At 61.4% G+C, this 26,927-nt stretch carries 29 protein-coding genes and 1 pseudogene; 11 read left to right on the top strand and 19 right to left on the bottom strand.

Annotated elements, in window-relative coordinates:
- Positions 1-30 precede the first annotated feature (30 nt).
- Together DFR24_RS19860 and DFR24_RS19855 are read right to left on the bottom strand one after the other, a co-directional pair.
- Complete coding sequence (locus DFR24_RS19860; protein WP_133883196.1) at positions 31-645, bottom strand: response regulator transcription factor; 615 nt, start codon at positions 643-645, stop codon at positions 31-33.
- Positions 642-2,213, bottom strand: a complete 1,572-nt coding sequence (locus tag DFR24_RS19855) for an ATP-binding protein (protein ID WP_162851333.1) — start codon at positions 2,211-2,213, stop codon at positions 642-644. The genes DFR24_RS19860 and DFR24_RS19855 overlap by 4 nt, the downstream gene beginning before the upstream one ends.
- Before the next feature lie 208 nt (positions 2,214-2,421).
- Between DFR24_RS19855 and DFR24_RS19850 the strand changes: the two genes are divergently transcribed.
- The 4 genes from DFR24_RS19850 to DFR24_RS19835 all read left to right on the top strand — a co-directional run bounded on the left by DFR24_RS19850 (position 2,422) and on the right by DFR24_RS19835 (position 6,593).
- Positions 2,422-3,120: a pentapeptide repeat-containing protein gene (locus tag DFR24_RS19850; protein WP_211346637.1), complete on the top strand. Its 699-nt coding sequence runs from the start codon at positions 2,422-2,424 to the stop codon at positions 3,118-3,120.
- Positions 3,107-3,421: a hypothetical protein gene (locus DFR24_RS19845; protein ID WP_136249369.1), complete on the top strand. Its 315-nt coding sequence runs from the start codon at positions 3,107-3,109 to the stop codon at positions 3,419-3,421. Before DFR24_RS19850 ends, DFR24_RS19845 begins: the two co-directional genes overlap by 14 nt.
- A gap of 2 nt (positions 3,422-3,423) precedes the next feature.
- Positions 3,424-4,215 carry a trehalose-6-phosphate synthase gene (locus tag DFR24_RS19840; RefSeq protein WP_133883192.1) on the top strand — a complete coding sequence of 264 codons (792 nt, stop codon included), beginning with the start codon at positions 3,424-3,426 and terminating at the stop codon, positions 4,213-4,215.
- A 227-nt stretch (positions 4,216-4,442) separates the two neighbouring features.
- On the top strand, positions 4,443-6,593 hold the full coding sequence (locus DFR24_RS19835; protein ID WP_133883191.1) for a hybrid sensor histidine kinase/response regulator: 2,151 nt from the start codon (positions 4,443-4,445) through the stop codon (positions 6,591-6,593).
- A 151-nt stretch (positions 6,594-6,744) separates the two neighbouring features.
- Here DFR24_RS19835 and DFR24_RS19830 read toward each other — a convergent pair whose 3' ends face one another.
- The 7 genes and pseudogenes from DFR24_RS19830 to DFR24_RS25505 form a co-directional block, all read right to left on the bottom strand.
- Positions 6,745-7,377, bottom strand: coding sequence for a glutathione S-transferase family protein (locus tag DFR24_RS19830; protein WP_133883190.1), 633 nt, complete (start codon positions 7,375-7,377; stop codon positions 6,745-6,747).
- Positions 7,378-7,423: 46 nt separating this feature from the next.
- Positions 7,424-8,062 (bottom strand): glutathione S-transferase family protein, encoded by a 639-nt coding sequence (locus DFR24_RS19825; protein WP_133883189.1) that lies wholly within the window; start codon positions 8,060-8,062, stop codon positions 7,424-7,426.
- An 11-nt stretch (positions 8,063-8,073) separates the two neighbouring features.
- Entirely contained in the window at positions 8,074-8,790 is a 717-nt protein-coding gene (locus tag DFR24_RS19820) for an SDR family NAD(P)-dependent oxidoreductase (protein WP_133883188.1), read from the bottom strand.
- A 101-nt stretch (positions 8,791-8,891) separates the two neighbouring features.
- The gene (locus DFR24_RS19815; RefSeq protein ID WP_133883187.1) at positions 8,892-9,473 is read right to left on the bottom strand and encodes a TetR/AcrR family transcriptional regulator; all 582 of its coding nucleotides are present in this window, start codon (positions 9,471-9,473) and stop codon (positions 8,892-8,894) included.
- A 76-nt stretch (positions 9,474-9,549) separates the two neighbouring features.
- The gene (locus DFR24_RS19810; protein ID WP_162851332.1) at positions 9,550-10,830 is read right to left on the bottom strand and encodes an OmpP1/FadL family transporter; all 1,281 of its coding nucleotides are present in this window, start codon (positions 10,828-10,830) and stop codon (positions 9,550-9,552) included.
- A gap of 405 nt (positions 10,831-11,235) precedes the next feature.
- Complete coding sequence (locus tag DFR24_RS19805) at positions 11,236-11,766, bottom strand: peroxiredoxin-like family protein (protein ID WP_133883185.1); 531 nt, start codon at positions 11,764-11,766, stop codon at positions 11,236-11,238.
- 86 nt (positions 11,767-11,852) lie between these two features.
- A pseudogene (locus DFR24_RS25505) lies at positions 11,853-12,137 on the bottom strand (peroxiredoxin-like family protein); the annotation flags it as partial.
- Between DFR24_RS25505 and DFR24_RS25400 the strand changes: the two are divergent.
- Complete coding sequence (locus DFR24_RS25400) at positions 12,111-12,530, top strand: LysR substrate-binding domain-containing protein (RefSeq protein ID WP_133883183.1); 420 nt, start codon at positions 12,111-12,113, stop codon at positions 12,528-12,530. The pseudogene DFR24_RS25505 and the gene DFR24_RS25400 overlap by 27 nt on opposite strands.
- Before the next feature lie 175 nt (positions 12,531-12,705).
- Complete coding sequence (locus DFR24_RS19790) at positions 12,706-12,900, top strand: hypothetical protein (protein WP_133883182.1); 195 nt, start codon at positions 12,706-12,708, stop codon at positions 12,898-12,900.
- Between the two features lie 517 nt (positions 12,901-13,417).
- Here the strand turns inward: DFR24_RS19790 and DFR24_RS19785 are convergent.
- Positions 13,418-14,494: a hypothetical protein gene (locus DFR24_RS19785; protein ID WP_133883181.1), complete on the bottom strand. Its 1,077-nt coding sequence runs from the start codon at positions 14,492-14,494 to the stop codon at positions 13,418-13,420.
- On the opposite strand from DFR24_RS19785, the gene DFR24_RS19780 reads away from it, so the two are divergent.
- From DFR24_RS19780 to DFR24_RS19770, 3 genes are all read left to right on the top strand, one after another.
- Entirely contained in the window at positions 14,475-14,951 is a 477-nt protein-coding gene (locus DFR24_RS19780; protein ID WP_133883180.1) for a hypothetical protein, read from the top strand. The genes DFR24_RS19785 and DFR24_RS19780 overlap by 20 nt on opposite strands.
- A 325-nt stretch (positions 14,952-15,276) precedes the next feature.
- A complete protein-coding gene (locus DFR24_RS19775) occupies positions 15,277-16,692 on the top strand; it encodes a DNA modification methylase (RefSeq protein WP_133883179.1) in 1,416 nt (471 codons plus the stop codon).
- A complete protein-coding gene (locus DFR24_RS19770; protein WP_133883178.1) occupies positions 16,685-17,119 on the top strand; it encodes a DUF5681 domain-containing protein in 435 nt (144 codons plus the stop codon). Before DFR24_RS19775 ends, DFR24_RS19770 begins: the two co-directional genes overlap by 8 nt.
- Before the next feature lie 223 nt (positions 17,120-17,342).
- Here DFR24_RS19770 and DFR24_RS19765 read toward each other — a convergent pair whose 3' ends face one another.
- Positions 17,343-18,065: an energy transducer TonB gene (locus tag DFR24_RS19765; protein WP_133883177.1), complete on the bottom strand. Its 723-nt coding sequence runs from the start codon at positions 18,063-18,065 to the stop codon at positions 17,343-17,345.
- Between the two features lie 449 nt (positions 18,066-18,514).
- Here DFR24_RS19765 and DFR24_RS19760 point away from each other — a divergent pair, with 449 nt between their 5' ends.
- Complete coding sequence (locus DFR24_RS19760; RefSeq protein WP_133883176.1) at positions 18,515-18,955, top strand: Hsp20 family protein; 441 nt, start codon at positions 18,515-18,517, stop codon at positions 18,953-18,955.
- Between the two features lie 272 nt (positions 18,956-19,227).
- Here the strand turns inward: DFR24_RS19760 and DFR24_RS19755 are convergent, their stop codons facing one another.
- From DFR24_RS19755 to DFR24_RS19745, 3 genes are read right to left on the bottom strand one after another with little or no spacing between them, the layout of a single operon-like run.
- A complete protein-coding gene (locus tag DFR24_RS19755) occupies positions 19,228-20,508 on the bottom strand; it encodes an NADH:flavin oxidoreductase/NADH oxidase family protein (RefSeq protein WP_210772404.1) in 1,281 nt (426 codons plus the stop codon).
- 52 nt (positions 20,509-20,560) lie between these two features.
- Positions 20,561-21,427 carry an alpha/beta fold hydrolase gene (locus DFR24_RS19750; protein WP_133883175.1) on the bottom strand — a complete coding sequence of 289 codons (867 nt, stop codon included), beginning with the start codon at positions 21,425-21,427 and terminating at the stop codon, positions 20,561-20,563.
- Between the two features lie 3 nt (positions 21,428-21,430).
- Positions 21,431-21,832 carry a hypothetical protein gene (locus DFR24_RS19745; RefSeq protein WP_133883174.1) on the bottom strand — a complete coding sequence of 134 codons (402 nt, stop codon included), beginning with the start codon at positions 21,830-21,832 and terminating at the stop codon, positions 21,431-21,433.
- A 173-nt stretch (positions 21,833-22,005) separates the two neighbouring features.
- On the opposite strand from DFR24_RS19745, the gene DFR24_RS19740 reads away from it, so the two are divergent.
- The gene (locus DFR24_RS19740; RefSeq protein ID WP_133883173.1) at positions 22,006-22,761 is read left to right on the top strand and encodes a FadR/GntR family transcriptional regulator; all 756 of its coding nucleotides are present in this window, start codon (positions 22,006-22,008) and stop codon (positions 22,759-22,761) included.
- Between the two features lie 267 nt (positions 22,762-23,028).
- Here the strand turns inward: DFR24_RS19740 and hcaB are convergent, their stop codons facing one another.
- The 5 genes from hcaB to DFR24_RS19715 are packed head-to-tail and all read right to left on the bottom strand — an operon-like array spanning position 23,029 to position 26,921.
- Complete coding sequence (gene hcaB / locus DFR24_RS19735; protein WP_133883172.1) at positions 23,029-23,844, bottom strand: 3-(cis-5,6-dihydroxycyclohexa-1,3-dien-1-yl)propanoate dehydrogenase; 816 nt, start codon at positions 23,842-23,844, stop codon at positions 23,029-23,031.
- Positions 23,845-23,879: 35 nt separating this feature from the next.
- Positions 23,880-24,725 carry an alpha/beta fold hydrolase gene (locus DFR24_RS19730; protein ID WP_133883171.1) on the bottom strand — a complete coding sequence of 282 codons (846 nt, stop codon included), beginning with the start codon at positions 24,723-24,725 and terminating at the stop codon, positions 23,880-23,882.
- 20 nt (positions 24,726-24,745) lie between these two features.
- Positions 24,746-25,057 carry a non-heme iron oxygenase ferredoxin subunit gene (locus DFR24_RS19725; protein WP_133883170.1) on the bottom strand — a complete coding sequence of 104 codons (312 nt, stop codon included), beginning with the start codon at positions 25,055-25,057 and terminating at the stop codon, positions 24,746-24,748.
- On the bottom strand, positions 25,057-25,581 hold the full coding sequence (locus DFR24_RS19720; protein WP_133883169.1) for an aromatic-ring-hydroxylating dioxygenase subunit beta: 525 nt from the start codon (positions 25,579-25,581) through the stop codon (positions 25,057-25,059). Before DFR24_RS19720 ends, DFR24_RS19725 begins: the two co-directional genes overlap by 1 nt.
- Positions 25,578-26,921, bottom strand: coding sequence for an aromatic ring-hydroxylating oxygenase subunit alpha (locus DFR24_RS19715; RefSeq protein ID WP_133883168.1), 1,344 nt, complete (start codon positions 26,919-26,921; stop codon positions 25,578-25,580). The genes DFR24_RS19720 and DFR24_RS19715 overlap by 4 nt, the downstream gene beginning before the upstream one ends.
- Positions 26,922-26,927: the final 6 nt, after the last annotated feature.

The following is a 26,927-nucleotide window of genomic DNA, read 5'->3' as shown; positions in this document are numbered from 1 at the left end:
CGAACCGCTTTCTCCTATGCATGCGTCGGCTCATTTCGGTTGACGGATCTCGGCGCCCATGTGAATCACGTCGGCTAGGCTGCGGGCGTTGATCTTCTCCATCATGCGCGCCTTGTACACTTCGACCGTGCGGGGGCTGATGCCCAACGTCTGTGCAATTTCGCGGTGCTGTCGCCCTGCGACCAGCAACTCCATGACTTCGCGCTCGCGCATGGTCAGCCGCGCAAATCTCTGATCGATCTCTTCGCGTTCTTCGAGCTGGCGCCGGCGCTGCTGCTCGCGATCGAGCACGCCCTTGATGACTTCGACCAGGACCGTATTGTCCACCGGCTTCTCTAGGAAATCATGCGCTCCGACCTTCAGAGCGGCGCGGACCGTCGCAACGTCACCGTACGCCGTCATGATCACCACCGGCAGACCGATGGAACGTCGCAGCAGTTCCTGCTGCACCTGCAGACCGTCCATCCCGCCCATCTTGAGGTCGAGCAGCACGCAGCCTGTCCAGCTGGGCTCGACGAGATCGAGGAATGATTCGCCGGAGGCATAGGTCGTGACGGCGATGCCGCTGACGTCCAGCAGCGTGCTGACGGCATCCCGGACGGAGGCGTCGTCGTCGACCAGGTGTACACGGTGATCGCTGTTCATGCGCGCAGCACGTCGGACGACGTCGGAGCGGGCAGACGCATCACGAAACAGGCACCGCCCGCTGCCGCCGGTTCGATCCACAAATCGCCGCCGCTGGCACGCACCAGCGACCTGGCGATAGCCAAGCCCATACCCATCCCATCCGCTTTGGACGTGTGGAACGGCTCGAACAGCTCTGCCATCATCTCTGCTGAAACGCCGGGGCCGCTATCGTGGATCCGGATCTCCACGCTTGTTTGCGTCACTGAAATCGACGTCTCGATTCGACGCGTCTTCGAGCCGGCCATTTCCATGGCCTCGATCGCGTTTAGGAGCAGATTCTGGATCGCGTTCTCAGTCTGCACGGTGTCCACCAGCAGGCGGCGCGACCATTCACCCGGGCGACTCACGATTTCGACATCCGCGGATTGTGCATTGCGATGCAGTACCTGGATGACATTGTCTACCAGACGACCGGCCTCGATCGGACAAAGGTTCGTCGCCCCACGTCGATAAAAGTCGCGTAGCCGCGCCACCACCTCGCTGGATCTGCGTACCTCACCTTCAATCTTTGCCATGAGATCCCGGAGTCTGGCCGCATCGAGAATCGGTTGGCCCACCATGATCTGACACGCCCCGACGTAACTATTGAGCGCGGTCATCGGCTGGTTGAGCTGGTGCGCGAGCGCAGAGGTCATTTCGCCGGCTGATGCAAATTGTTGGGCGCGGTTGAGCGCCGCCTGCCGATCGAGCAATGCCAGCTCCAGACGCGCGCGATGGGACGACATGGCACCGATCGTCAGTCCGGTTACGCACAGTCCCGTCATCAGCCATTGGAGCTGCACGAACGTGGCGGCGTGGTAGTCGGCAAGCTGCACACACGTGATGAGGCCAAGCTGGATTATCACCTGCGCAACAGCGGCGCCGGGCAAGCCCCAGCGCGCCGAGATCCAGATCAGCGGGAGGAACAGCGCGTAGAAGGACCGGTAGGGATAGTCCCCCGCGAAAGCGAGAATCAGGCCGAGTGCGGCCCCGATGGAGAGGAGCTGCAGAATGATTTCCGGGCTTACGAGCTTGCGAATGGCGAAGCCTATGTTGCCGATCTTGCGGATACTGAAGAGCGCCGGCGTAAGTACGAGAATTCCGTTCAGGTCTCCGACCCAGTATCGAAGGACGTCCAGCGGCATGTCGCGCATGCTCACCATGCCGATCGCCGCGTAGAGACCCACGAACATCACCGCAACGGTGCCGCTCGCGGCCGACGCCACCACAAAGAAAATCACCAAGTCGCGGGTCGACTCGAGCGGCGCACTGACCTTCCACGAGCGTTGAAGGAAAGTCGCCGCGACCACATAACATCCCGTGATGAATGCCGCAGTGGTAAGCATCGGCGCATTCACCGTCGCATTACGCACGACGACGTCGGCCGCGACGGCCGCGATCAGCACTGCGGGCCAGAATCGTCGGCCACAGGTCAACAGCAAAAAGAGGCTGAGCCCAGCCGAAGGATTCCACGGCGTGATGCCGAGTGGAACCACCGGGTAGATGTAGCTGCTGGCGTCCAGCGCCAGATACCCGGCGACATACATGCTGAAGATGGCGGCATCCCGTGGATTTATCACGACTCTCTTTAGGCATCGTCGCATTGGGTGAGCGTGCGGAAGTCTTACACGACGCGGTCCCTGGCGAGGCGGGATCGCCTCAGTACGGGCATGCCCGTACGGGGACCGGCGAATTGGTGACGTGGATTTCCTCACCTAGAGTCCCGCCATGATCCTTGTTCGATCCGGGCTGGCAATGATCGTCCTCTTCGGACTGAGCGCCTGCGATCGCACGGGCACTAAGCCTGGAAATCTCTCGGGGCTCAATCTCGAATATGCAGATCTCGAGGGTGCCGATCTGCGCGGCAGCGATCTGCGTAACACGTCCCTGCGAGGCGCCAATCTGCGCGGTGCGCGACTGCAACAAGCTCAGCTAAATCACACCAACTTCGAAGAGGCGGATCTGCGTGGGGCTGATCTCTCCGCCGCGAGTCTGCGCCGGGCGACGCTCTCGCGGGCGCTGATACAGGGGGCGAATCTGGCCGCGATCCGTGCATCCGAATCGAACTTTTCGGGTGCTTATCTGGATTCGGCGCGACTCGCCGATGCCGATCTGTCTGGGGCCGATCTTCAGAATGCGGTGCTCGATCACACCGATCTGGAACGTGCGCGCCTCACAAGCGCGCGGTTGTATGGAGCCAAGGCCCAAGGCGCGAATTTTCGAGGCGCTGCGCTCTCGAACGCCCGACTGGAGGGTTTGAGTCTTGCGGGCGCCACCTGGTTCGATGGCAGCAAGTGCCTGGATGGGTCGATTGGAATGTGCCGGTCAGCGCCGGACGGCTCTCCGGGCGCTGGGATGTTCCTCCAATCCAACTTGCGGGTGGCCGGCGTTTTAGCGCCGCACGCAATCTCCTATCGCTCGATGACGGATACCGGAACAGATGATGACCGTTGACGACGTGCTTCAGAACCCGCTGACGTCGGAATGGCTCAGAACCGCGCTGAACGCCGCACTGAGGCGTGATCCGGTCGACGCCGCAAACGATGCGGATGTCCTTCGAACCGTGCTGATGCATCAGATCGAGATCGCGGAGGACGATACCGCGTCGCTGAACGCTGTCGCTGCGGTCGCGGGCGTTTCGATCGTCGAGAACCTCCTGATTCCACTTGGAAGGACGGGTGTCCCCCAGACGACCATGTCGGTCGCGGCAGCAAGCGCTACTCCTGAATCCCGCGCGATCGACAACCGAGGCTGAAGGTGGACTGGATTCTGCACGCGGCCCATCGAGCTGCCCTAGCGCCGTTTTTCTTCGAAGGGACGAGGCTCTTGCTGGAGTATCGCGGTGCGTTGGTCCCCGCGTACGATCCGCAACTCGGTTCGGCCCTCCCGTCACTCTCGTCAAAGACACTGGATCTTCTGCAGCGCGTGGCGACGCATTACCGCGTGACGATCCTGGCTGGAGCGGAGCGACGAGACGTCCAGCGGAGGCTCGACAGCCTGCGATCGGTTGATGTCATCGATAACGATCGCATGCGACCCGAACCAATGGACCCGATTCGTGCGCTGCAGACGATCGGCGATTGGAAGAAAGAGCTCGAGGAGCGCCTCGAAGGATTCTCAAGCATCCTGGTGAGGGATCGGCTTTTCTCAATCGTGGTCGATTTCCGCTCGACGCATTCGCCCCGACTCGCGGAACGTGCTGTCCGCAGAGTGGCGTCGCAACTAGAACACGCGCGCCTCAGCGGCACCAACGGCGTCCTCGAGATCCAGTTGGCTGGCTCCGACCACGCCCCTTCGCTTGGACGCCTAGCTGAGCAGGCAACAAGGGGTTCGACCCTGTTCGTTCACGGAACCGGCAACCAAGAAGACCGGCTTCGGCTGCTGGCCTCCCCTCGCATTCTCCCCATCCGCGTCGGCAACGACTTGCGATCGCAGGGTTTCTGTCTTCGCGAGCAGGCTGAAGTGGACGCACTCCTGCGCATGCTCACCGAAGGCGCAACGGCGGCATCCAGAAAACGGGAATCGGGACGGAGCGCTTCGGCGATCTAGCCATTGGATGAAAGCAGCCGGGCGACATCGACGTCGTTATCAGCCTCCTGTCTCTCTCATAATATTCATTCAGCGCGCTCATCTCGATGGGCTGGCGTTTGCTTGCCAGAGATGCAAAAAATGGAATCTGATCGTATCGGTTAGACGTAGTCGATGCTGTGGGCGAGATATCCCCACAGAGGCGGATAAGCTCTCTAGGGCATGAAAAGCAGGGAAGGAAAAAGCCGATGACAACCGCCCGGTATCTGTGGATCGGCTTCGGCACCCTGGTCGCGCTTCTGTTTCTGTCGAGCTCGGTGATCGCTCAACGTGTCCGCACCATGGACAGCGCCGTTCGGGAGATGGCGGATGCACGAAACCTGAGCGCTGCCGCGACTCAGCTGGAGAGTGACGCGCTGCGGTATGCGCTGAATGTCAGGGCCTACCTACAGACGGGAGATACGCGCTCGCTCATGGAGATGGAATTGGCGGCGCACGCCGGAGACCATCACCTATCGGAGTATCAGCGCCTGGCGCACGGAGACGGACGCTACGCGATCACGCCGAAGTTTCTGCCAGCGTGGCAGGAACTCGAGGCTCTCGGGCAAACACTGGTCGCCCTGCCTCCAGGTGCGCCTACGTTGGCACGCTCCCAGCAGCTGCTGAACCTGCGCTTTGAACTGCAAGATCTGCTGGCCGGCGGTCTGCAGGCCGAGGCCCTCTCGGTCTACAACAAGCGCAAGGACGACGCTCTTCGCGATGTTCAAACCATCATTCATGTCGCATGGGCGCTGCTGGTTGGCGGCACGATCATCGCCTTGTCGACGAGCCTTTTCATCGCATCCGCAATTGTTCGCGCGGAAAGGCGTTTGTGGGATCACCGTGAGCTTCTGGATGTGACGCTCAACAGCATCGGCGACGGCGTGATCGCGAGTGACACGATGGACCGCGTGACCTATATCAATCGCGTGGCCGAATCACTTACAGGGTGGACACGTCATGAAGCCGAGGGGCAGCCGCTAAGTTCAGTCGTCAAGGTCTTCGACGGCGCCGATCAGCCGTCAACGGAGGCGACCGGAATCGAGAACACTCCCTCCCGTTTCCTGGTCGACCGGTCAGGCCGCGAGTTTCCGGTCGACGACAGGAGCGCTCCGATTCACGACAAGGACGGCCACACGGTCGGCGCCGTCATGATTTGCCGCGACAACACGGAACGTTATCGCCTCGAAAGCGAATTGCGCCGTCACCTCGCTGACGTCGCACAAATCGATCGCAGGAAGAGCGAATTCCTCGCGATGCTGTCGCACGAGCTACGCAATCCCATCGCGCCTGTTCAGAACGCGCTGCAGATCCTGCGCCACCGCATCGCCGAGGCGCCAGCCCTTCAGCCCGTCATTGCCATGATGGAGCGTCAAATTGGTCAGCTGGTGCGGTTGATCGACGATTTGGTGGACCTGAGCCGGATCAGTCGCGGAAAGATCGATCTCAGATTGGAACCTACCGACCTCGTGGCAGTGCTGCAGCTCGCCGTGGAGGCGGTCACGCCATTGCTGGACGGGATGGACCATGACTTGGCGGTCAAGCTTCCCTCTGAGCCGGTCATGGTCCTTGGCGACGCCGCGAGGCTGGCGCAGATCGTCGGCAACCTGCTCAACAATGCTGCCAAGTTCACCGATCGGCGCGGACGCGTCCTGTTGACCGTGGAGGCGGATTCAGCGTGGGTCGTCATCCGGGTCAGCGACTCAGGGATTGGCATCAGCGAGCGCCAGCTTCCTTACGTTTTCGACCTGTACATGCAAGACGACTGCTCGCTGCAGCGCTCGGGCAGCGGAATCGGCCTGGGATTGGCGCTCGTGAAGAACCTCGTCGACCTGCATGGGGGCGCCGTGACCGCCCAAAGCAGCGGGCTCGGAAAAGGCAGCGAGTTCACCGTAAGACTACCCCGGCACCACGCTGCTACCGTCGCAGTTTCCCAAGGGATAGCAAGCGCAGACTCCGTGCCTGTTCCGCGACGGATCCTGGTCGTCGATGACAATCGGGATGCGGCATCATCCTTGGCGATCCTCCTCGAACTCGAAGGACACGAAACTCGCACCGCCGCCGACGGAGAGACGGCGTTATTGACGATCGAATCCTGGCGGCCCGAAGTCGTCTTCCTGGACATCGGAATGCCGCGTCTCAGTGGCTACGACGTGGCGCGCATGATCCGCGCAAAAGAATGGGGAAATACGATTCTTCTGATCGCGTTGACCGGCTGGGGTCAGGAAGACGATCGCCGAGCTACGGCAGAGGCCGGCTTCGATGCGCACTTGGTCAAGCCGGCCACCCGTGACGGACTTGCTGCGTCGCTGACGGCCAGACGGCTGCCGCCTACGACGAGCGCGATCGAGTCAACCTAGCTCGCGCCGCGTCGACGGTCATGACATTCGGCCACGCGCCAAGCCGTGTCCGCAACCCAAAGCATCCACGTATCGTCGCGATCAGATTCCGATTCAGGCCTTCCCTTCGACCTCGTGCGCGTCGGGAAGGCCGGACCGCACGAAGTCCCCGCTACGCCTTCGCGCTGGAGCGCGCCGATACGATCTCGTACCACTTGCGCGTGGCCGCATTGGCGGACGGAATCGGTTGCTGAACCCATCCGGCGAAATCGACGACGGTCAACGCCGTGATGTCGGCAATCGAGTAGTCATTCCCCGCCACGAATGTTGTCTTCGAGAGATATTCCTCCAACATCCGGAAAAAGCGCCCGATTCCAGCCACGCCGCGATCAACCAGGGCCGGGATGGCCGGAACTTCTTCAGCGATGCCCGGCAGTCCGCGCTTAGCGAAGTCGGGCGATGAATTTCTAAATACATTGGCGACCGATAGGAACCCGTCCAACTCCATGTGTCGGGTGCGCGACTCAATCACCGCCTGCGTCAGGGGGTCGGTGCCCATCAACGCAGGCACCGGTTGGAGCGCCTCAAGGTAACGACAGATGGCGACCACCTCATCGATGCGGGTACCGTTGTCGAGCTCGAGCGTCGGAACGACACCGCGCGGGTTGATCTTTAGAAACTCAGGCTGCAGGTTCTCGCCACCGATCAGATCGACTTCCACTTTCTGCAGATCTAGACCCTTCTCCGCTGCGAATATGCGAACACGGCGGGGACTCGGAGCGACGGTGCAATCGTAGAGTTTCATCTTCTCTCTCCTCCTTAGCATTGAGAACGGCGGGCCTTCGATTCGGCTAGACGCTCAGTTTGGCGGTCGGCCTTGCGTTGACTTGATCATGCCAGCGCGCGGTCGACGGGCATTCCGGTGGAATCGGCATGCCGACCGCGATAGCGAAATCCATCGCGCACAACGTCGTGATGTCCGCGACCGAAAACCGCGACCCAGCGACCCATTCTTGCTCGGCCAGCTGCGCCTCGATCTTCTGGTAGTAGCGCGCGACCCGTCCTTTCCCGCGTTCGATGAGAGCCGGAATCTGCGGCACCTTAGCGGTCGTCCCAGGCAGCCCGCGGTCGACGAAATCGGGATGAGAATTGCGGAATACCTCCGCCGTCCCGATCAGACACTCGTCGTAAGCGCGGCGCTCCCACATTTCAATCGTGCCCTTCTCGACGGCGGTCCGTCCCATCAAGTTAGGCTCGGGAAATCGCTCCTCAAAATATCGGCAGATGGCCATCGCTTCGCCGATTTGTTGTCCTTCGTCGGTTTCCAGCATCGGGACCATCGCGTGTGGCCACGTCTCGAAGTATTCGGGCTTCAGTCTCAGTCCGCTCCCGATCACCTCTTCGATTGCAGGAAGGTCGAGTTTCTTCTCCAGCACGAACATCCGGACGCGTCGGCAGTTGGGCGCAAACTGCCAGTTGTAGAGCTTCATCGGCGATATCCTCAATAGGTCCAGTCTTCGGTATACGGGCGCAACTCGATTTCGTTGCTCCACGCCGAGCGCGGTTGGCGATGAACCCAGACGTAGTTTCGGGCGACGTCGTCTGGGTTGGCCGTACGTGTCTTGTCGTACTTTGATCCCATCATCGATTTCACGATCGGCACGTCGAGCGCGCAGTCGAGTCGGACATGCACCACATGCACACCCTTTACCGCGTAAGCCTTCGCCAGAGACTGCGACATTCCGCGTAAACCGAACTTGCCGGCTGCGTAGAGCAGGTTTCGTCCTGAGCCGCGCAACGCCGCGGTGGCGCTGCTGAAGATGATGGTGCCCTGGCCGCGTGCGATCATCGCCGGCAGTACGGCCTTCGCGGCCGCGAACGCGCCGACGACTTCCAGCGACAGGACGTCCTGCAGCTCTTCCGTTGTGACGTCGATGGGTGGCTTGAAGGTCAACGGACCACGAGGGTTGTAGATCAGAACCTCGACCTCGGCACCCTCGAAGGCGCGCGCTAGAGCGTTCGGATCGCGGGCGTCCGCCTCAACCACTTGGACCTGGGCTCCCGCTGCGATCGCTGCCTCTTTTGCCCGTGCCTGGCCGTCGGCGGTTCGCCCCACCAGCAGGAGATCGTGTCCGTCCTGTGCGAACGCCTTGGCCAATGCAACCCCAAGGCCCTCGCCGGCGCCGACGATTGCACATCGTGATCTGGTTGGTTTCATCGATTCGTCCTCGACTTCAGTGAGTGCTGCATGGCCATTGAGCGCAGACCTTCGTCACAAATGGCGCGGGAGTGGGTGACACGGTGGTCACGGCGAATATTTCAATCCAGGATCTTCAGGGTGACTCGCGCAATGTCGGCGAGGACGGCGCGTCCGGGTCTCCCTTTGGACGCAACGTTGAGTCCGGAGAAGTTATTCAGCAGAAACCGACCGATGGAGCGCGGACTGTCGCGCTTGGCAATGGTCCCCTCTGCCTGACCTCGCTCGACGGCGCGGGTGAATCCATCCTCGACCATCGCGCGGGCGGCGAGCAACGCGCGCCGCGCGACCGGAACGCGGGTTGCGAGCTCGGTCATGCAGTTGTTGACCAGGCACCCATACCGACCCTCGGGGCTCGCCGTGTGAGCGATCATCCTCGTGAAGGTCTCTTCAATTTCCTCGCGCGCCGCGTCCGGCTCGAACAACGGCAGCAGCACGCCATCCATTCCAACGTCCATGTACCGGCGGATGGCGTCGAGCAGAATTTTCTCCTTGCCGCCGAATGCGTTGTAGAAACTGCCACGAGAAAGACCCATGGCGTCCAGAAGCTCCGGCAGCGGTGCGCCATCGAATCCCTGCCTCCAGAACAGCCGCATTGCGCCGTCCACAGACGCTTCTTCGTCAAACAATTTGGGGCGCGTCATCGACGTCTCCGGTCCGGCGCGGTCAGCCTGGGGTAGCCGCGCACCGCGCTCAAGCCGGCGTTTCCATCCTGCGGGCTCACCATGTTCTGCTCCAAGCCAGATAGATCGTGTCGACTCTCGGCTCCGCTCTTTCCTTGGCGCCAGGAAAAAGAGCGGAATCGCCTTCGTACTCACCGCGCCGATAGGCACCGTAAGCGAAATGGAACTCGGTATCGTGAGCGGGGCGATACGAAAATCCCGCCGTCAGATTGAGTGCGGGATTGGGTGCGAGCATCGTGAAGCTCGCTGTGTTCGTGGAGCTATCGGCTTGCGGCACGCGGCCGTACGCGAAACCGGCCCGCAGGTCGAGGTTCGGCGTCGTATGCCAAGTCAGCGATAGGCGGTAGTTGGTCTGATGATTCCAGTTGAACCCACTTCCTTGCCGATCTCCCAAAGGCTTTTCCGGATCCGTCAGCGTATTCAGCACGCCATTGCCCAGTGCCGGCACGTGCCCGAAGAAGATCCGGTGGATATCGCCGGCGAGCGTGAGGTTCTGGTCCTTCAATGCGAAACCGACGCTGAAATTGTCCGGGATGTCGAAACTGCCGTCCGCCAGCAAGCCGCGGTATTCGTTGAACTCCTCCATGTAGACCTTGGTGGCGTACGTTGCGCCCAGATCCAGCCACGGCTGGATCTTGCCGAGCCATCCCACGCGCACTCCGGCGCCGAACGCACCGTCGTACCCTTGATTAGTCACGTGATCGGCGTCGCGAGATAACGGCTCGAACGCTTGCAGGCCATATGCGCGGATCTGCTGGAAGGCGAGTAGCGGCGATATACCGAACGAGTGCCGTGTCCAGAGCCGAACCGACAACGTGGGCGCGACGACTAGCTGGAGCAGATCAAATCCGACTTCGCCGCAGCCGCGAAAGAAATTCCCGGGGCGATCACCACAGCGATCTGGATTCCCATTGCTGCCCGGAACACCAGTGTTTTCGTGGTATTCGGTGTTGAGTCCGCCGTTCCCGTAGAGCGTAACACCCCACGCCCAGACGTCATCGATTCGACGCGCATAAGCGCCGTCCGGCACCAGGAAGAAATCATTTCGGCTTTTCGACTGGATATCGAAAGCAGAGTCCGATCCCGTCCGCGTGATTCGCCGGTATGGCATGAACGCCAGCACGCCCAAGTCCAGACGCGTCCCGACCTCGGAGAGCTTGGCGGGGTTGGATGCCCCGGCAAACGCATCGAAGCCTACTGCGGTAGACGTGCCAGCAGACTGATGGGCGTAGGGCCCATACCCGAGCACGAAGTAGCCGCCTGCAGGGAATGCATCCCCTGCGTAGAAACAAAGAACAAGAAGGAGTGCGCAGAGCACCCTTCCAATCGGTCCATCGACCTTGTGATTTGGCACCCGCTCCCCTCACCTGACTCGGTCTCTTATTGGACCAGTCAGTCCAAAATCGCCGATACGTGATCAAAGATCAATTAAGGGCTTCCCCCCTCTCTGCTTCCTCGGGCACTAGACGTCCAGAACGGGGCCAAGGCGGAAAGCTGATGCAGCCTATTACGAGTGAGCGGCCGTTCAACGTGCGCGTGTGGCCCAGATGGCCGTCCCCCCTCTCCCCTGCGCCGTAGTGTCGTACGCCAAGATCGGAAGGCACTCGGCTGGGATGGACGCGACTCTGAAACTGGCGGGCAACCGGATCGAAACAAGCGGTTTTAACCGAACTCTCTGGTTCGCAGATCAACAGCGCTCGGCCGCTGCGCGCCTCCTAAGGCGCTAACTGACGTCCTTCGCAATCCGGAGCAACTCGGGTACTTCCCATTGATCGTAGGCATGGGTTCCGTATTTCACGGCAACGACGGTGCCCTTCTGATCAATCAGAATGTCCGCCGGCAGTCCGACCGGGCCATTTTCCATTTTCAGGCCCATTTTCCCCAGGAGCATTCCCTTGATCGCTGCCCACAACGCACGGGGATGCAGGCTGGCCAAAATGGACCGTCCAACACCGAACTTGGCGTAGAAGACTTTTGGGGGGTCAGCCACTGCGGCAAAAGCGATGCCTTTCTGGTATTTCTCCATCTCCGATGCTGACGAGTGAAAGAAGATGACTTCACGTATTCCGGCGGCCCTGATCTGGTCGGAACTCTTGAAGAACGTATGTAGATGAAGGTTGCAGATCGGGCACCCTGCGAAGCGCCTGAACTGGAGATGTGTGAATTTTGAAGGTGCGTCGGGCACCGCCAAAGGGTCTCCCTGAAGCGTCTGCACGGCGAAGCTTGGAATGCTCTGGCCGACTTGTACTTTCATGGCTTTCTCCATCTGTCGCTACTACAAAAATTGAGGCGCAGGAATCAGATTCCGTTACCGGCGCCGGCATCGATACCCAACGCCGCTCAGACGGCCAAAGCTCGATGCAGGCGCTCCAGCGTCGGCAACAACTCGCTCGGATCGGGTCGGCGGGTGTAATCGGGATTGACTTCGGCGTAGGCGATCACGCCGTCAACACCGATGACATAGCGGGCCGGCATGGGCAGTGTCCAACTCGGCTCCCCGTTGATCACTGCGAGATCGGTGGAGAACCCTCGGGATACGTCGCGCAGGTACTCGGGCACGACGAAGCGCAGACCAAACGCTGCTGCGACTTCACCGACGTGATCGCTCAGGATGGGGAAGCTCAGATTGGTGGCGTCGCCGGCTTATCTCGCACTTGCGGGTGTCCCCCGGTAACCTGGAGAGCTCGCGAAGCACTCGATCATCAGAGGCCCCGGGGGTCGACGTCCGACGCCTGGTCATTCAAGAATGACGGACGCACGATGTCGCTGCGCGCGGAAGCGCGAGTTCTTGCTTCAGTCGACGAGGGAGCAACTGCGGCCGCGCTGTCTGGTATCGGGATTTTGTCGACCAGAAGTTTGGGGTGCCGGCCCGAGTTGGAGAGCGGCACATTGGTACGCGTTCTCGCCGACTGGACGATGGATGCTGCCGAGGTCCACGCCGTATTTCCGGCCGGGCGCGCCGCCAAGCCATCGGCGCGCGCCTTCGTTGACCACTTGGCGCATGGACTAGCCCGATAGACGAGCAGTTCATTCGATCAGGTTGCTGGCATGCAGGCATTTGCGCGCTCGCCATGACAATCACCGCAACTGAAGGGGAACGCTGCGAGAAAACGCCCTAGTGCAATTGGCGCTGTCCGATCACCTGGTAGTCCTTGATCGGACCCCACGTCGACACGACCTAGAACCAAACGAAATGGAACCGACGATCAAGCTGTACGGCTCCGTAACCTTTTCGGGGATCACTTTGCTATTCCTTCGCGCGCTGACGGCGCCGATCGGCTGCGGCTTCTCGATCATCTTCGTGGAAGCTAAGGACGATCTCGCGGACCTGCTCCCTGCTATTTGTTTTCGATTTCCCTGTTCGCCTCGCCAGGGAAAAACCGCGTAGAACCGTGAAAGCCCTGGGAATCGCGATTTCGTGAGCCCGTAGAACGCGTTTTTTATCGGATTTCCCTGTTATTTTCCCTGATACCGGTCGAGCCCCGTTCGCGTGAGACTGTGCACACCGCCACTTTTTCTGGGCGACAGCCATAACGGCAGCGTCTCTCAGCTAAAGACCGCAAAAATGGAGCTGTCTCGCCTTCAAGACGAACCACGGAGCGCGCTGTCAAGGCTGCGGCGACCCCCTCTCGTAGCCGATATCTCCATTTGTCGATCGGACGGTTCGCTAGACTCCGTTCCTGATTATCCCTGTTCGCATGGCCACTTCGAGCGTCCAGAGACCGCCCTCACCTTAGCGAATTGACCGGGGTCATTTGCCAGCTACCCCGTACATCTAATCGTTGAACCGCATTTGAGGACGGGTTTTGCCCTCCAGCCGTATCCAACACCGACTGGACACGCGCCCGTGAGAGCGTCCTTCGAAACGAACATAGCTCGGACCGCCCCCGAAGCTGCTGCATTTGTTAACGCCGAAAAGGACCCATGGCTGCGTTCAGCTTCTCGATTGCAACATCGTCCAGGTCGACATCCGCACTCACATAAAAGGAGTCGGCCTGTACATCCGCGGGCGGCGACGATCGAGCTACTCTCCACAGAGCCGCACGTCCGAAATATTTCAGGGCGATCAGAACGAGAATCGCCGAGAGGATCTTTGGGCCCATCGGAACGAGAACGACACGATAGGTCGGCACCAAGCCATGTACGAGCGTTTCGATATGCCTAAATGCCGCGCCGATGTCGCGAAGGTCATAGTCGGAAACTTCAACGTTGTAGGGACCAAAATCGAACCCTAAGTTGGCGTCCGAAACGGCGGCGTCATACATAGGATCCCCTCCGGAAGCCTTAAGACAGATCGTCAGCTGCGGTTCAAGCTGATTGATGAGTCCCACCGCCGTCCCATACTCGTACCCCAGCCCCATCACCACAGCGACGGGGCGACCAGGTTCACATTTGAAGCCCGATAACTCTGGCAGCACCGGTCCAACTTGTTCAATTGGCGAGACGGTGAGGCTAGGCGACGCGAATCTTGCAGGGACATAAAAAAGAGTTATTGCTTCGCAGCAACTCGCCTTAGAGAGAACGGAGAGCAGCAGCGACGCCGCCATCGTTCTATTCATGGACGATATATCAATTCCGACACGAATTTTTCGCCCAGTGCGCTCGCTCAGGGCCCGGATTTCGCCAGCCAAATCGACACGGCAGTACCGAATTGGATCTACAACGATTTCAGATTGGGCAGCTTTCATAGCCGCCATGTTTCTGTCGTATGACAGCACATGGTCGGAAGCAAAGACGAATGTCTTGGTGACGTTAGACGATACTCGACGCTCTTCGATCACCACTACGATCGTCGCGTCTGCTCTTGAGTCCTCTAGGATTACGTAGTCTTCTGCCCAAAATCTAGAAGCCAATTTTTTATCCGCCAAAGGGAACCGGGGCAGCAGGCTTTTTAGCGCCTGTTCAGCGGCTACAGCTTCGACAGATCTTCTGGAGTCGACGTCGTGATTCCCCACCGTTCCGATGAGCCGCCGGGCGCTCAAGCGTTTTCGCAGTTGTTCCAAACACCCCCAAGCCTGGGCTGCGGCCACCGACCCCGCGTGGTGGACGTATCTGGTCAAGCACAACGAGATCGCGACGTCATTTGAAAATGAGCCCGGCGACGCCGGAGAGAAGATTCTTCGGCGTTACATCGCGGGTGACGTGATCGTGGCCTATGCAAAGGGATTCGGGGCAGTGGGCTGGGGCGTCGTCGAGAATCCCAGCACCTACCGGCTGCTGCGAAAAGGCGATCCGGGTGATGTCCTCAACGGCAACGGTCTCCATCGCCTGCAGGTGCAGTGGAAGGCGGCGGCCAAGACGCTCGACGAGAGCATGCCGGCGGATGCGATCCGCAAGACGTACGGAATTCATCATCCGATTTCGACGTCGGTGTCGATGAATCCGGAGGCGGGACGACGACTGACAGCAGAACTTTCAACGAGATATCGCGGCGCCTAAAAATATTTTCAGGGACCGTGAAAAATCGCTTTTATGGTGCAATTCTTTCTTGCTATCTTCGGCTTGAAGAGTAACCCGGGGGATCTGGGTTCGTTTCGCTAATAGAAACGACGTGCTGGCGGCGGGATGCCAAAAGGGCGAACGGAAGGAGGGAGTCCTTCCACCTCTTAACCAATAGCGAGCTCTTTGCTCGCGGCCTGGAAATCTATTCGTGGCGGCGGGATGCCAAAACGAAGACGACGTACAAGCTCTCCTATCCCCTTTTTGCGGACGCTGCTGTCTGGAGCCCTGAGCTCCAGGGCACACGTACGCATTGGAGTTGGTCATGAGCCTTCCTAATACAAGCTTACGTTCCTTCAAGTCGCCCGCGTCGGAATCTCTCGACGTTCTCTCTTCTACACCTCCAACCGACGCACTGCGTGCGTTGCTCGCCCGCTACACGCTGGAACACGTGCCGCCGCAGGATCTCAAGCACAGCCCCCGCGCGCTCAGGCGACATCCGCCCAAGCAGCTTCGTGCCATCAAAAAGTCGTTAGTGAAGTACCGCCACATGCGTCCAATCCTCGTAGATCGAGATGGCGTCATTGTCGACGGCGATGCGCTGGGGACCGTTGCTTGCCAAATGAAGTTGAGCCACGTGCCTGTGATCCGGATCGATCACCTCTCAAAGGAAGAGCTTCGACAGCTCACCATCGCGCTGAACAGAACGCAGGAGCTCGGCAGCTGGGATTTCGCGGTCTTGTCCGAAGACTTCGCTGAATTTCTGAAGATCGATGACACATTCGACTTCGATGGACTCGGATTCGAGCCTGCGGAGGTCGACCGGATCATGTTGACAGACCATGATCGAGACTCTGCGCCGGATCCTGGCGATGAAATTCTGGATCCTGGTCCTGCGGTAACCCGCGTGGGCGATCTCTGGATGATTGGCAAGCACCGGGTTCTCTGCGGCAACAGCCTCGACACCTCGACCCTCGACAGGCTGACGGACAAGAAACCTGCGTCCGCCGTCTTCACCGATCCGCCCTACAACGTGCCGATCGACAAGAACGTGGGCGGCAATGGATCGATCCGTCACCGGGAGTTTGCGATGGCTTCCGGTGAAATGACCAAAGACCAGTTCACCGCCTTCCTCGCGGTAATCTTCTCGCTGCTGGCCAAGCACAGTAAGCCGGGATCGATACACTACATTTGCATCGATTGGCGGCATCTCGCTGAGGTCCTTGCCGCTTCACGCGATGCCTACACCGAGCTCAAAAATATCTGTGTGTGGGCGAAGGACACTGCCGGCATGGGCTCGTTCTATCGGAGCCAGCATGAGTTGGTATTCGTCTTCAAGAGCGGCGTAGGTTCCCACCGCAACAACATCCAGCTGGGCAAGCACGGACGAAACCGCAGCAACGTCTGGAAGTACCCGAACGTCGGGGTGTTCGGTCGCAAGACCGAAGAAGGCAGCCTGCTCGCAATGCACCCGACCGTGAAGCCGGTTGCGATGGTGGCTGACGCGCTGCTCGACTCCACGGACCGCGGCAACATCGTCTTGGATCCGTTCCTCGGCAGTGGAACGACGCTCATCGCGGCAGATCGAACTGGCCGTGTCTGCTACGGCATTGAACTCGATCCGGCGTACGTCGATATCGCGATTCGCCGACTTCAGAAGCTCACCGGCCAGAAAGCTGTGCATGCCGAAAGTGGACGCTCCTTCGACAATATCCAATCGGAGAGCCGCAGCCATGGCTAAGCCTCCGAAAAAACCTCCTTCCGGGGTGGGCTACGGACGTCCGCCACGAGGGACGCGATTCAGGCCCGGCAAATCCGGAAACCCGAACGGACGCCCGAAAGGAGCGAAGAAGCGTGCTTCGATTGAGGAGGAGCTTTTCAAAGAGCTAAACAAGCCGGTATTCGTCAACATCAATGGGCGCAAGGTAAGAAAATCGGTTCGCGAGGTTATCGTCAAGCAGTGGATTAACGGCGCAATGAAAGGAAATACACGAGCGCTATCCATGCTCCTAGGCGCGACGAACAATCTGCGAACCGTTGATCTCCACGATGCACCGCCCGAAACGATCAAATGGACCTTCGATTTCAAGAGCCAAGTGAAGCTGAATCCAGACGCCACTTTCGACGATGACGATGATCCTAAGGGCGAAGATGATGACGATAAGTAGCGTAACTGCCGCCTGAACATTACAGCGCAACATCGCGATAACCTGCGGCGTTCTTCCAGAGGTTCGCCCAGCGGCATACGTTGCCGCTGGGCGTTCGGAACCGGCAACGTGCAGATCGTCGTAGAGAGGGCGGCGCTGTGTCGACGATGCAGGGTGATCAAACGCACATGCTCGACATGGGTGAGCCCCGCGGCGGTTCGGCCGACCTAGGCGATATGGCTGATCACATCAGGGGAGCTAGCGGTACTCCGTTGAGGGCTGAATCGGGCAACCAGTGGTGCTCGAGGTAGATTTCTCCAGCAACAGGCTTTCCGTGTTTGACTGCAGCGGCATAGCTGCACAGGCTGTATCCCTCAACCGTCGCCCCGTCGAGATCAGCACGTCCGCTGGAACTGACGATCCGATGAGATGACACCTCGCCTAGAGCGGTGACGGCCAACCGCAGCTTCACCACCGCATGCTCGCTCAGCGCCATCGAGGTAGCCGGTTTTAGTGGGCCTTCACATCCAAACCTGATACGGGGTATGTCGTAGTCCATCCCCCTATAGGACCTGAGACGGATCGGCATCGTGAAACGCACTGCGACTGCGTCAGTCGGTAGCTCGCTCGGAAACGCGTTGTAACGTGTTCCTCGACATGCGCTAAGTGCATTGCGCTCCAACGTCCGGTTGCCGTCGCTCATTTGCACTTGGCATGTGGTTTCGCCGCTCTTTGCAATTGAAACCCCCATCCATACCGTTCCCATCGCTGACGCGTCGGGCACGCCCATCATTTCTTCGAGGGCTTTTCCAAACCGCTCGGTCCCTTTGAAAAGCCATTGCGTTTTAGGATTGGAAAGATCTTGCGCGCTGGGAAGCCAATCGACTTCCGCGCGCGCGGTATGCGTAGCGAACAGCACTACGATTGCGATCGGAAGCCATCCACTACGTCGATTCTTCGACATCATTTGCGTGCAATGCGATGGATACGGTGTTTAGGCGAGGCCGCCGCATCTCAAAGCTGGGGCGACATTGGCGCCGATCGTACTGCCGGACATCTCGGCCAGATCACCGCCGATCTACGGATCCGCACCGTCAATCTGTGCGATGTGCCCTGGCCCGCCGAATGGCGCCAGCGGCGGAGTGATCGGTTAGCCGTCCTCTCCTGCCTCCGCCAAGTGTGTTCGCAGCAGCTCGCCCGAACCTGCCTTAACGAGCGCCTCCCGCAACGGGCGCCCGCCGGCATTCTCATCCCTGCGCCCGGCCCGTGGGCACTTGTCGGGCGGTCGCGAACAGCCGTCAATTTTGCCGATTCGACCCTCTTGAAACCGTCGAGGCCGCTCCTAGATCGGCGATGTCGAGACGCCGAGGTTCGGGGCCCGGCAGACATCCACTTCGCTGAATCCAGGAGGTTCACATGACCAGTTTCGCTCCCCTCTATCGCTCCACCATCGGCTTCGATCGCTTCGATGATCTGTTCAATTCGCTCGTACGAGCCGAACCTGCGCCTTACCCGCCCTACGATGTCGAGAAGAAGGGCGATGACGAATACCGCATCGTGGTCGCCGCCGCCGGCATGGCCGAGGAGGACCTTGAAATCCAGGTCGAGAAGGACGTGCTCACGATCGGCTCAGCCAAGCGCGAGACCAAGACCGAGACGACCTATCTGTACCGCGGCATCGCGCAGCGCGCGTTCAAGCTCAGCTTCCGACTGGCGGACCACATCGAAGTCCACGGCGCGAGTCTGAAGAATGGGTTGCTCAGCGTCGAGCTGGTGCGGCGTGTGCCGGAGTCCTCCAAGCCTCGCCGCATCGCGGTGAATGGCTCAAACGTGACACCGATCGCCAAGGCGGCGTAAGCAGTACCGATCCGGCGCTTTCGCGCCGGATCTTTTCGCTGCGTTCTCCCTGCGCGCGAGGTCTCGCGGTGATGACGGTACGTCCCGGCGCGTGCCGTGGTGGTCCTTCCGCGATCACCGACGAGTAACGCAGCCGTTCCCATTGCCCGTCTCGCTACTTCCGCTTTGTGCCAGTTGCTGACGGCCATCAGTGACCGCTACTGGGCGGGCAAGCACTCAAATCGCGACACGCTTACTGGAGGCGGTTCGCCGGAGTGGCAATCTGCACTTGATCAAGTCGCGACCCGGAGCGGAGGATCCAGCGGCGCCAGCGCCGCCGTCTGGCGATCCTCGGTTTCTCGGTAGATCCGGTACGCCTCGAGCGCCGTCATGTCCCGCTGTGGCTCGAGGCCGTCGCCGAGCCTCCAGATCTGCACGAAAAACCACACCAGGTTGGTCCACATCTCGAGCGCCTTGGCCTCGGCGGGTGTCGCGCCCGCCGCGATGACCAACGGATCGACCGGCAGCGCGCTCTCGTAACTGATGGCGCTGTTGCTCTCCCGCGACAGCAGCTGCTTGCAGATGTCGGTGTCCACGCACATCGGACGGCCCAGCCCGATCACGTCCATGCCGCCCGAGCGCAGCGCGTCTTCCATACCCGCTCGCGTCCGCATGCCGCCGGTGATCATCAACGGCATCGTGGCGACCGCCTGCATCCGCTTGGCGTAGTCGAGAAAATAGCCCTCGCGGCGCTTGGTGCTGGGCTTGACGTCCTCCAGCCACGGCAACTCCTCGTAGTTGCCGCCGGTGATCTCGAGGAGGTCGATCTTCTCCTCACCGAGCCAGCGCACGACCTCCACGCTTTCCTCGTTGGTGAAACCGCCTTTCTGGAAGTCGGAGGAATTCAGCTTCACGCTCACCGGGAAATCCGGTCCCACGGCCTTGCGAACCGCGCGCACCGTTTCCAGCAACGCTCGAGCGCGATTGGGCAGGCTGCCGCCCCACGCGTCGGTGCGGGTGTTGGACAGACCGCTGAGAAAAGACGACAGCAGATATCCGTGTGCGCTGTGGATCTGCACGCCGGTGAATCCGCATTCCCTTGCGGTGGTCGCGACGAACGCGAAGCGGCGAATGATCTCGAGGATCTCCTCTTCGCTGAGCGCACGCGTCTCGAACGGTGGACGTCCCGGAACCTTGAGCGGAATCGCCGATGGCCCTGGAAAGGTTCCGTCGCGCGTCACCGCCCCCTGGCGACCCGGATGATTGATCTGCATCCAGAAATGATTGCCCGCGCTGGTCCCGGCCTCGGCATAGGCCTTGATCCATTCGAGGCCGCCATTGCCATCGATGGCCACGTTGCCCGGCCGCTCGAGATAGCGGCGGTCGATGTGCACGTTGCCGGACACCAGCAAGCCGGCTCCGCCTTCCGACCAGCGCCGGTAGAGCCGCACGAGTCTTTCGTTGGCGCGATTGTGTTCGTCGGCCAGACCCTCCGTCAGCGGGGCTTTTCCGAAGCGGTTGGACAGGACGGCCCCGCAAGGGAGTGTGAGGGGTTGGCTCAGCAGATCGGTCACAGGACGGGTCTCGGTCGTGGCGAATGTCGCGTGGGGGCAGGCATCGCGCGGTCTAGCTCGCGCGCTGCTCGATCTTCTTGAGAACCGGGTCCAGCGCTTTTCGGAACGCGACCGGGTTCTCCGACATGGGGAAGTGGCCCAGATCGGGCGAGCGAACGACGGTGATGCCCTTGATCGCCTGCTGGATCCGGTCGGTGTGTTCCTTGAAGCAGCTCCAGTCCCAGTCGCCGGCGATCAAGTACATCTTCTCGCCGATACGGCTGAGCTGCGGCCCATACTCCCGGCTGTCGTGATCCACGCTGGCGAAATGGAAATCGCCCGGCAGGACGCCCGGGCCGCAGCGAGCGTAGATCCACTCGATTTCGTAGCGTCGCGCCTCTGGCGCCGAGGCCGGGATGAGGCTCGCGATCAGCGGTCGAATCAGGGTGTTCGCATTCACCTCCGGGTGGACGAACCATTTCGACAGGCCATCCCAGGCCTTCTCCTGGTCACGGCCCTGCAACGAGATGAACGCGGAGAACCGCTCCGGGTGATCGTGCGCGATGTCGAACATCACGTAGCCGCCCATCGAGCATCCCATGAGGATGGGCTTGTCCAGTCCCATCGCCTCGCAGAACGCCACGACGAACGCGACGTAGAAGCGCCGCGAAAGCTTGTACTCCTCTTTCCACCAGCCATCCGGCGGGAGCGAGCGGCCGTGCCAGGGCATGTCGAAGGCGATCACGCGGAAGCGCTCGGCGATCTCGCGATCCGCCAGCAGGTGCCGGAATTCGATGCTGTCAGCACCGGCGGTGTGCAGGCACACGATCGGCCTGCCCTTGGCGTTCGCGTTCTCTTCGAAATAGGTTCGGTAGTCGCGCCCGTCGAGTTCGACGTGGACGTAACGACCGACGATGGACTCGATGTTGGAATTGGCCATGGCTTATCCCTCGACGTGGCGAAGCTGCGCGAGCACGGCGCACACCGCGGCAAGGTTCGCGTAGAGCTTCTGGTAGTTGCCTTCGAAGCGCAGATGAGTAGGCGTGCCACCTCCCACCGCCATCACTCCCTGCGTCGCCATTCCGATCGGATGGTTCGTCAGCGGCGTGGCGGCCTCGCGCAAATGCCGGAGCGCCTCCTCCGATCCCCGTACGCTGAAGTCCCAGGGCTCATCCGTGGTCGGAGACGAGATGAATTTCACGTCGCCCTCGCGCGCCTTCATCAGCAAGGTGTGCGGACCGAACTCCAGCAGCGACGAAAACGTCGCGTGCCGTGTGGCCAACCGGGTTTCGGGATCCTCGTGCACTGCACGGGTCAGATTGCTGATCAACGCGTCGCTGAACATTTCTCGCTCCGGTCGTGGACATCGATGTCTTGTTCCGACGGGAGTTCCGACGGACAGGATTCTTGTACTACTGTAGTACAATCTTGTCCACCCGCTGTTGCCGCTGTCAAGGACACGGAACGGACGAGGACGTCCTGTTCCTTCAGACTCGGCGCGATCGACTGGAGAGTGTGGTGAAGCGTCCATCGTCAGTAGAAGTTGAAGTGATCGAGCTCCCGCGCGCCTACCAGGCGGTCGCCAGCAGCATCAGCCGGAAGGTCATGAGCGGTGAGTGGGCGGTGGGCGCATCGCTTCCAGGGGAATGGGCCTTGGCCGAAGCGTTTGGCGTCACCCGCTCGACGGTGCGCGAAGCCATCCGCGTCCTCGAGCAGGAAGGTCTTTTGGTCCGGCCACGGGGTACGAAACAACTGATCGTCAACGCCCCCACTGGGGTGCATGTCTCGTCACGCATGACCGCGGCGATCATCCTGCAGCAGGTCACCTTCCTCGAACTGTGGGAAACGATGATGGCGATCGAGCCGGCCGCCGCCGAGGCGGCCGCTCGCCACGCGACGCCCAATCAGCTCGCGTCTCTCGAGGAGAACCAGCGGCTGACCGCCAAGGCCCTACGCAATCCGTCGAAACTGCTGGAACTCGATCTGGCTTTCATGAACGGCATCGCCGAGGCCTCGGGAAACCGCGCACTCGTCTTGTGTCGTTCGGCCATCAGCGACCTGCTGTACCGGGCTTTCCTGCCGGTCTTGCGGAGAGCCCCGGCAGGCGAACGCCTCTTTGTCGCACACCAGCACATCCTCGCCGCCCTGAAGGAGCGTGACCCCGAAAAGGCCCGTCGCTGGATGGAACGGCACTGCGTAGACTTCCGCCGCGGATACGAGCGTGCGGGGCTCGACATCAATCTTCCCGTCCCCCGGCTCGAACGGACCGCGTGACACCACATCGAGCGCGCTGACAACGGGCGTAGGCTCAAGCTGATAGCCGTCGTCGATTGAGGTCGCTTGGTGCCAGAAGCGAAAGGTCGCGTTAGTCTGCTTTCAGAAGGCCGACGTTCTGTATCGGGTGATTCCCCCTGCCCGTTCTTGTTCTGCTCCCTCTCTATGTGATTACGCCAGTCGCACGGAGCAGGGAGAACGAACCCCCAGCGAGGTTGGCTCAAGCGATTCGGCAGTGACATGGGTCCGGCAACCGTAGAGGGATTATCAAAGCGCCTCGCCGCCGCGGATGTTGACGATTCCACGCACACCAAGGCCGCCATCGGTGTTGATGATCGCGCCCGTAATGGGCCCTGCATCCGTCGCGGAAGCGAGCAGCACGTAGGGCCCGCAGTAGTCCTTGGGCTTCGGCGAGACCTGCAGCGGCGTGACGTCGCGAAGCATCCTGTCGAGGCCTTCTACGTCTGCGAGCGATTGCGCTGCCGTGCCGGTCGCCCGCAGTCCACTCAGGTTCGTGCTCATGCCGCCCGGCGCGACACCATTCACCCGCACCTTGGGTGCCAGTTCGTGCGCAAGCTGCTTCACGAGGCCCACCAGCGCGTGCTTCGACGCGGTGTAGAGCGGACCGCCGCCCCCGGGATAAAAACCGGCGTTGGAAATCGTGAAGATGATGCTGCCTCGGGCCTTCACCAGTTCCGACAGCGCTGCTCGCGCGCCGAGCAGGCCGCCCTTGACGTTGACCGCGAACAACTCGTCGAACGCCGCGGCGAGCTTGTCGCCCTCGTACTGCGGCAGCGCCTGGAAGAAATCGAAGACGCCGGCATTGGCGATGAAGGTATCGAGTCGTCCGAAGCGGGCGACTGTGCGCTCGACCGCGCGCGCGTTGTCGGCGTAGACCGTGACGTCGCCGATGATCGCCTCGACCTCCTCGCCGAAGTCGGTGCGCAAGCTCGATGCGCGTGCGGCGCTGGATTCCAGTACCGCGACGCGGGCCCCTTCGCACAGGAAGCGTTCGACCAGCGCGCGGCCGAGGCCGGATCCACCGCCGGTGATCAGCACCACCGCATCCTTCAGTCCGTTCATCGTCGATTCCGGCTCAAGAACGGGTACGAGGCGCGTCACGCACCGAGGAAACCCAACGCAAGCCGATTGAACTTCTCTGCGTGTTCCCATTGCGCCCAATGCCCGCAGCGGCCGAAGATCTGCAGATCGGCGTCCGGAAGGGCCCAGACCGCCTTGATGCCGTTGTCCAAAGGCACGAACCGGTCGTCGCGGCCCCAGACGACGAGCGTCTTTGCCTTGATCTCGCCCAGGCGCGGCGTGAGGTCCACGAACAGCGCCCGCGGATTCATCTCGTTGCTCTTCACGAAGTTCGCCAGGTGCTCCTGCGAGCGCTGCATGGCCTGCCAGCGCTGCAGCACCAGCTCGCCGGTCAGGACCGACGTGTCGTAGACGAACACCTGCAGCATCGCCTGCAGGTTATCCAGCGTCGGTTGCTTGTACAGCTTCATTAGCAGCTTGATGCCTTCCTGCGGCGTCGGCTGGAACAGGCTCTGGCCCAGTCCGGCGCTGCCCATCAGGATCATGCGGTCGAGACGGTCCGGGAATTCGAGCGCGAAGGTCAGCGCGCTTAAGCCCCCCATCGAGTTGCCGATCAGGTGTGCCTTCCGAATGTCCAGCGCATCGATCAGGGCGCGAACCGCGCGCGCGTTGATCAGGCCGCGTGGATCGGCGGAGACGATCGGAGAGGATTTGTTGAAGCCGGGGCAATCGAGCAGGATCGTGCGATACCCGGCATCCACGAAGGGACCGATGTTGCGGTTGAAATTGCTCCAGCCGCCTGCCCCCGGGCCGCCGCCGTGCAGCATGATCACGACCGGACCGCGACCGGCGTCGTGGTAGTGCAGACGCTGGCCGTCGGCGTCAACGTAGCGGCTGGTGCTGGATTCGGTGAGGTCGGACATATGGGTTTCTCGTCGGGACTTCAGGGCAGTTCCACGTAGACGGCATCGCCGTTCACGTGCACGGGGAACACGCGGATGGGGCAACTCGCCGGGACCGCACGAATCTCGCCCGTTCGCAGGCAGAATCGAGCGCCGTGCAGCGCACACTCGATCTCGGTGCCATCCACTGCGCCCTCGGTGAGCGGAAAATCTTCGTGGGTGCAGTTGTTCTCGAACGCGAACCACTCGTCCTTGACTCGGCAGACGGCAAGCGCAAGCGGCGCATTCGCCACCACGCGCTTTTCGCCGTCGGCAAGCTCCTGCACGTTGCAGGCATGGATGCGCTGGCCCATCAGAAAAAGATGCTCAGGTTGTTGGCGAGCAAGGTGCCCTGGTCGAGCGTCAGATCGCGGCGCGCGATCTTCCAGCGCGACCCGTCCGGATGTGGTCGCAGGCGATCCACGCGACAGCCGACGAACAGATCAACTTGGCGTTCAAGACGCGAGCGGTACAGCAGGAAGTTGCAGGCCACGTTCCACTCGCCGGCGACTTCCGCCGGCGTCAGCATCACGTTGCCGATGGTGCGGCGCGTGCGCGAGGGCGGCATCTCCGCCCAGCCCTTGCCGGTTTCAAGACGCTTGACGCGCTGCGTGAGCGTGCGCAGGTCGTCGTGGAAGTAGTAGGCCTGCGGCCCCGCCGACGGGGGCGCACCGACGGCCTGCTCGTGGTAGTTCGTCGTCACCGGCATCCGGTACACGAGGTCTTCGGTGAACAGCGACAGCCAGTCCCGATACTCGTGACGGTCGAGCAAGGCGGCTTCCTCGAACAGGAAACGTTCAACCTCGAGCTGCAGCTCGGGCGTGACGCGCGGCGTCATGACAGGTCCTCGTGCGGACGCGCCAGTTGCGCGTGCGACTCGCCGGCCATCATCCGCGCCCAGCGCGTGTACAGCCCGCGAGCCGCCGCCTCGGAGAACACGTAGCTGAGCGGCCCCGGAAACCGCTCGTCCGACTTCTCGTTGCCCAGGCCCATCTGCAAGTTGAAGGGCTGGCGCCTGGCGCGGGCGCCGCGCAGCACGCGCTGCACCTCGATCCAGTTCTCGCCGTCGTCCTGCTCGAACATCCCCGCCGGACTGAAGCTGCGGGTGATGCCCTGCCCCCAGGTATCCTTGACGTCCTGCGGCGCATCCGCGTCGACGATCGCCATCGCCCACACCTCGATCTCGTTCGGCCCGCGCGGATGCCACACGCGCAGCGTGTTGATGCCGGGCAGGAACGAGCAGGTCGGGAAGATGGTCATGTGCGCGCCGTTGACCGCCGTCGTCCTCGCGTTGCCCAGGCGCGCCGCGACCCGCGGACGCGATTCCATCAGGTACTGCGCCACCGACGGGCCGACGATGGCCGCGAGCAGTTGCCCCTGGTCGTCGGGCGTATGGAAGCCGGTGCCATGTCCTGCGTTGGGCGAGCGCCACTGCAGGCCTTCGGTCGGCCACTGCGCCGCCTCGGGCGGAACCCCTTCCGGCAGCACCGCCAGGATCGCGGACATGTGCGACAGCGGCGCGTGATACATGTCGCTGCAGAACTGCTCCGCGGCGAACTTCCAGTTGCATGGGATCACCCACTTGTGGACGCCACCCCAGACCTCGGTGCCGGCCTCGCTGCGGTCGAACATCACGTCGATGTAGAACTTGGCGTCGCCCAGATATGCACCGAGTTCCGGGGCTGCTGCGTCCCAGCAGCCGAAGATCAGCCCTTTGTATTCGGCGATGCGCGGCACTCTCACCGCGCCCCATTCGGCCTTGTTGAGCTTGCTGCAATAGCCGTTCTTCTCCATCGGCACGTTCACCAGCTTGCCGGCGGAGTCGTAGCTCCAGCCGTGATAGGAGCAGGTGAAGAACTTCGCGTTGCCGTGATCCAGCCGTGACAGACGCATGCCGCGATGACGGCACTGATTGAGGAAGGCGGCCACGCTGCCGTCCTTCTGCCGCGACACGATGACCGGATCCTCGCCCATGTACGTGGTGAAGAAGTCGCCCGCCTTCGGAATCTGGCTGCGGTGCGCGAGGAACAGCCAGCTCCGCGCGAAGACCTGCTCCAGCTCGATGCGGTACAGCTCCTCATCGCAATAGATGCGCGGATCGAGCGTGCCGGTCTGCACATCGACCAGCGCGCGGATGTTGTGCGGGGTCCAGCCAGTCTCGGCGGTGTTGGCGACCATGACGTC

It is taken from the genome of Panacagrimonas perspica (genome assembly GCF_004364935.1).
Classification (GTDB): Bacteria; Pseudomonadota; Gammaproteobacteria; order Nevskiales; family Nevskiaceae; genus Panacagrimonas; species Panacagrimonas perspica.
This window is presented reverse-complemented; position numbering and strand designations above follow the sequence as displayed.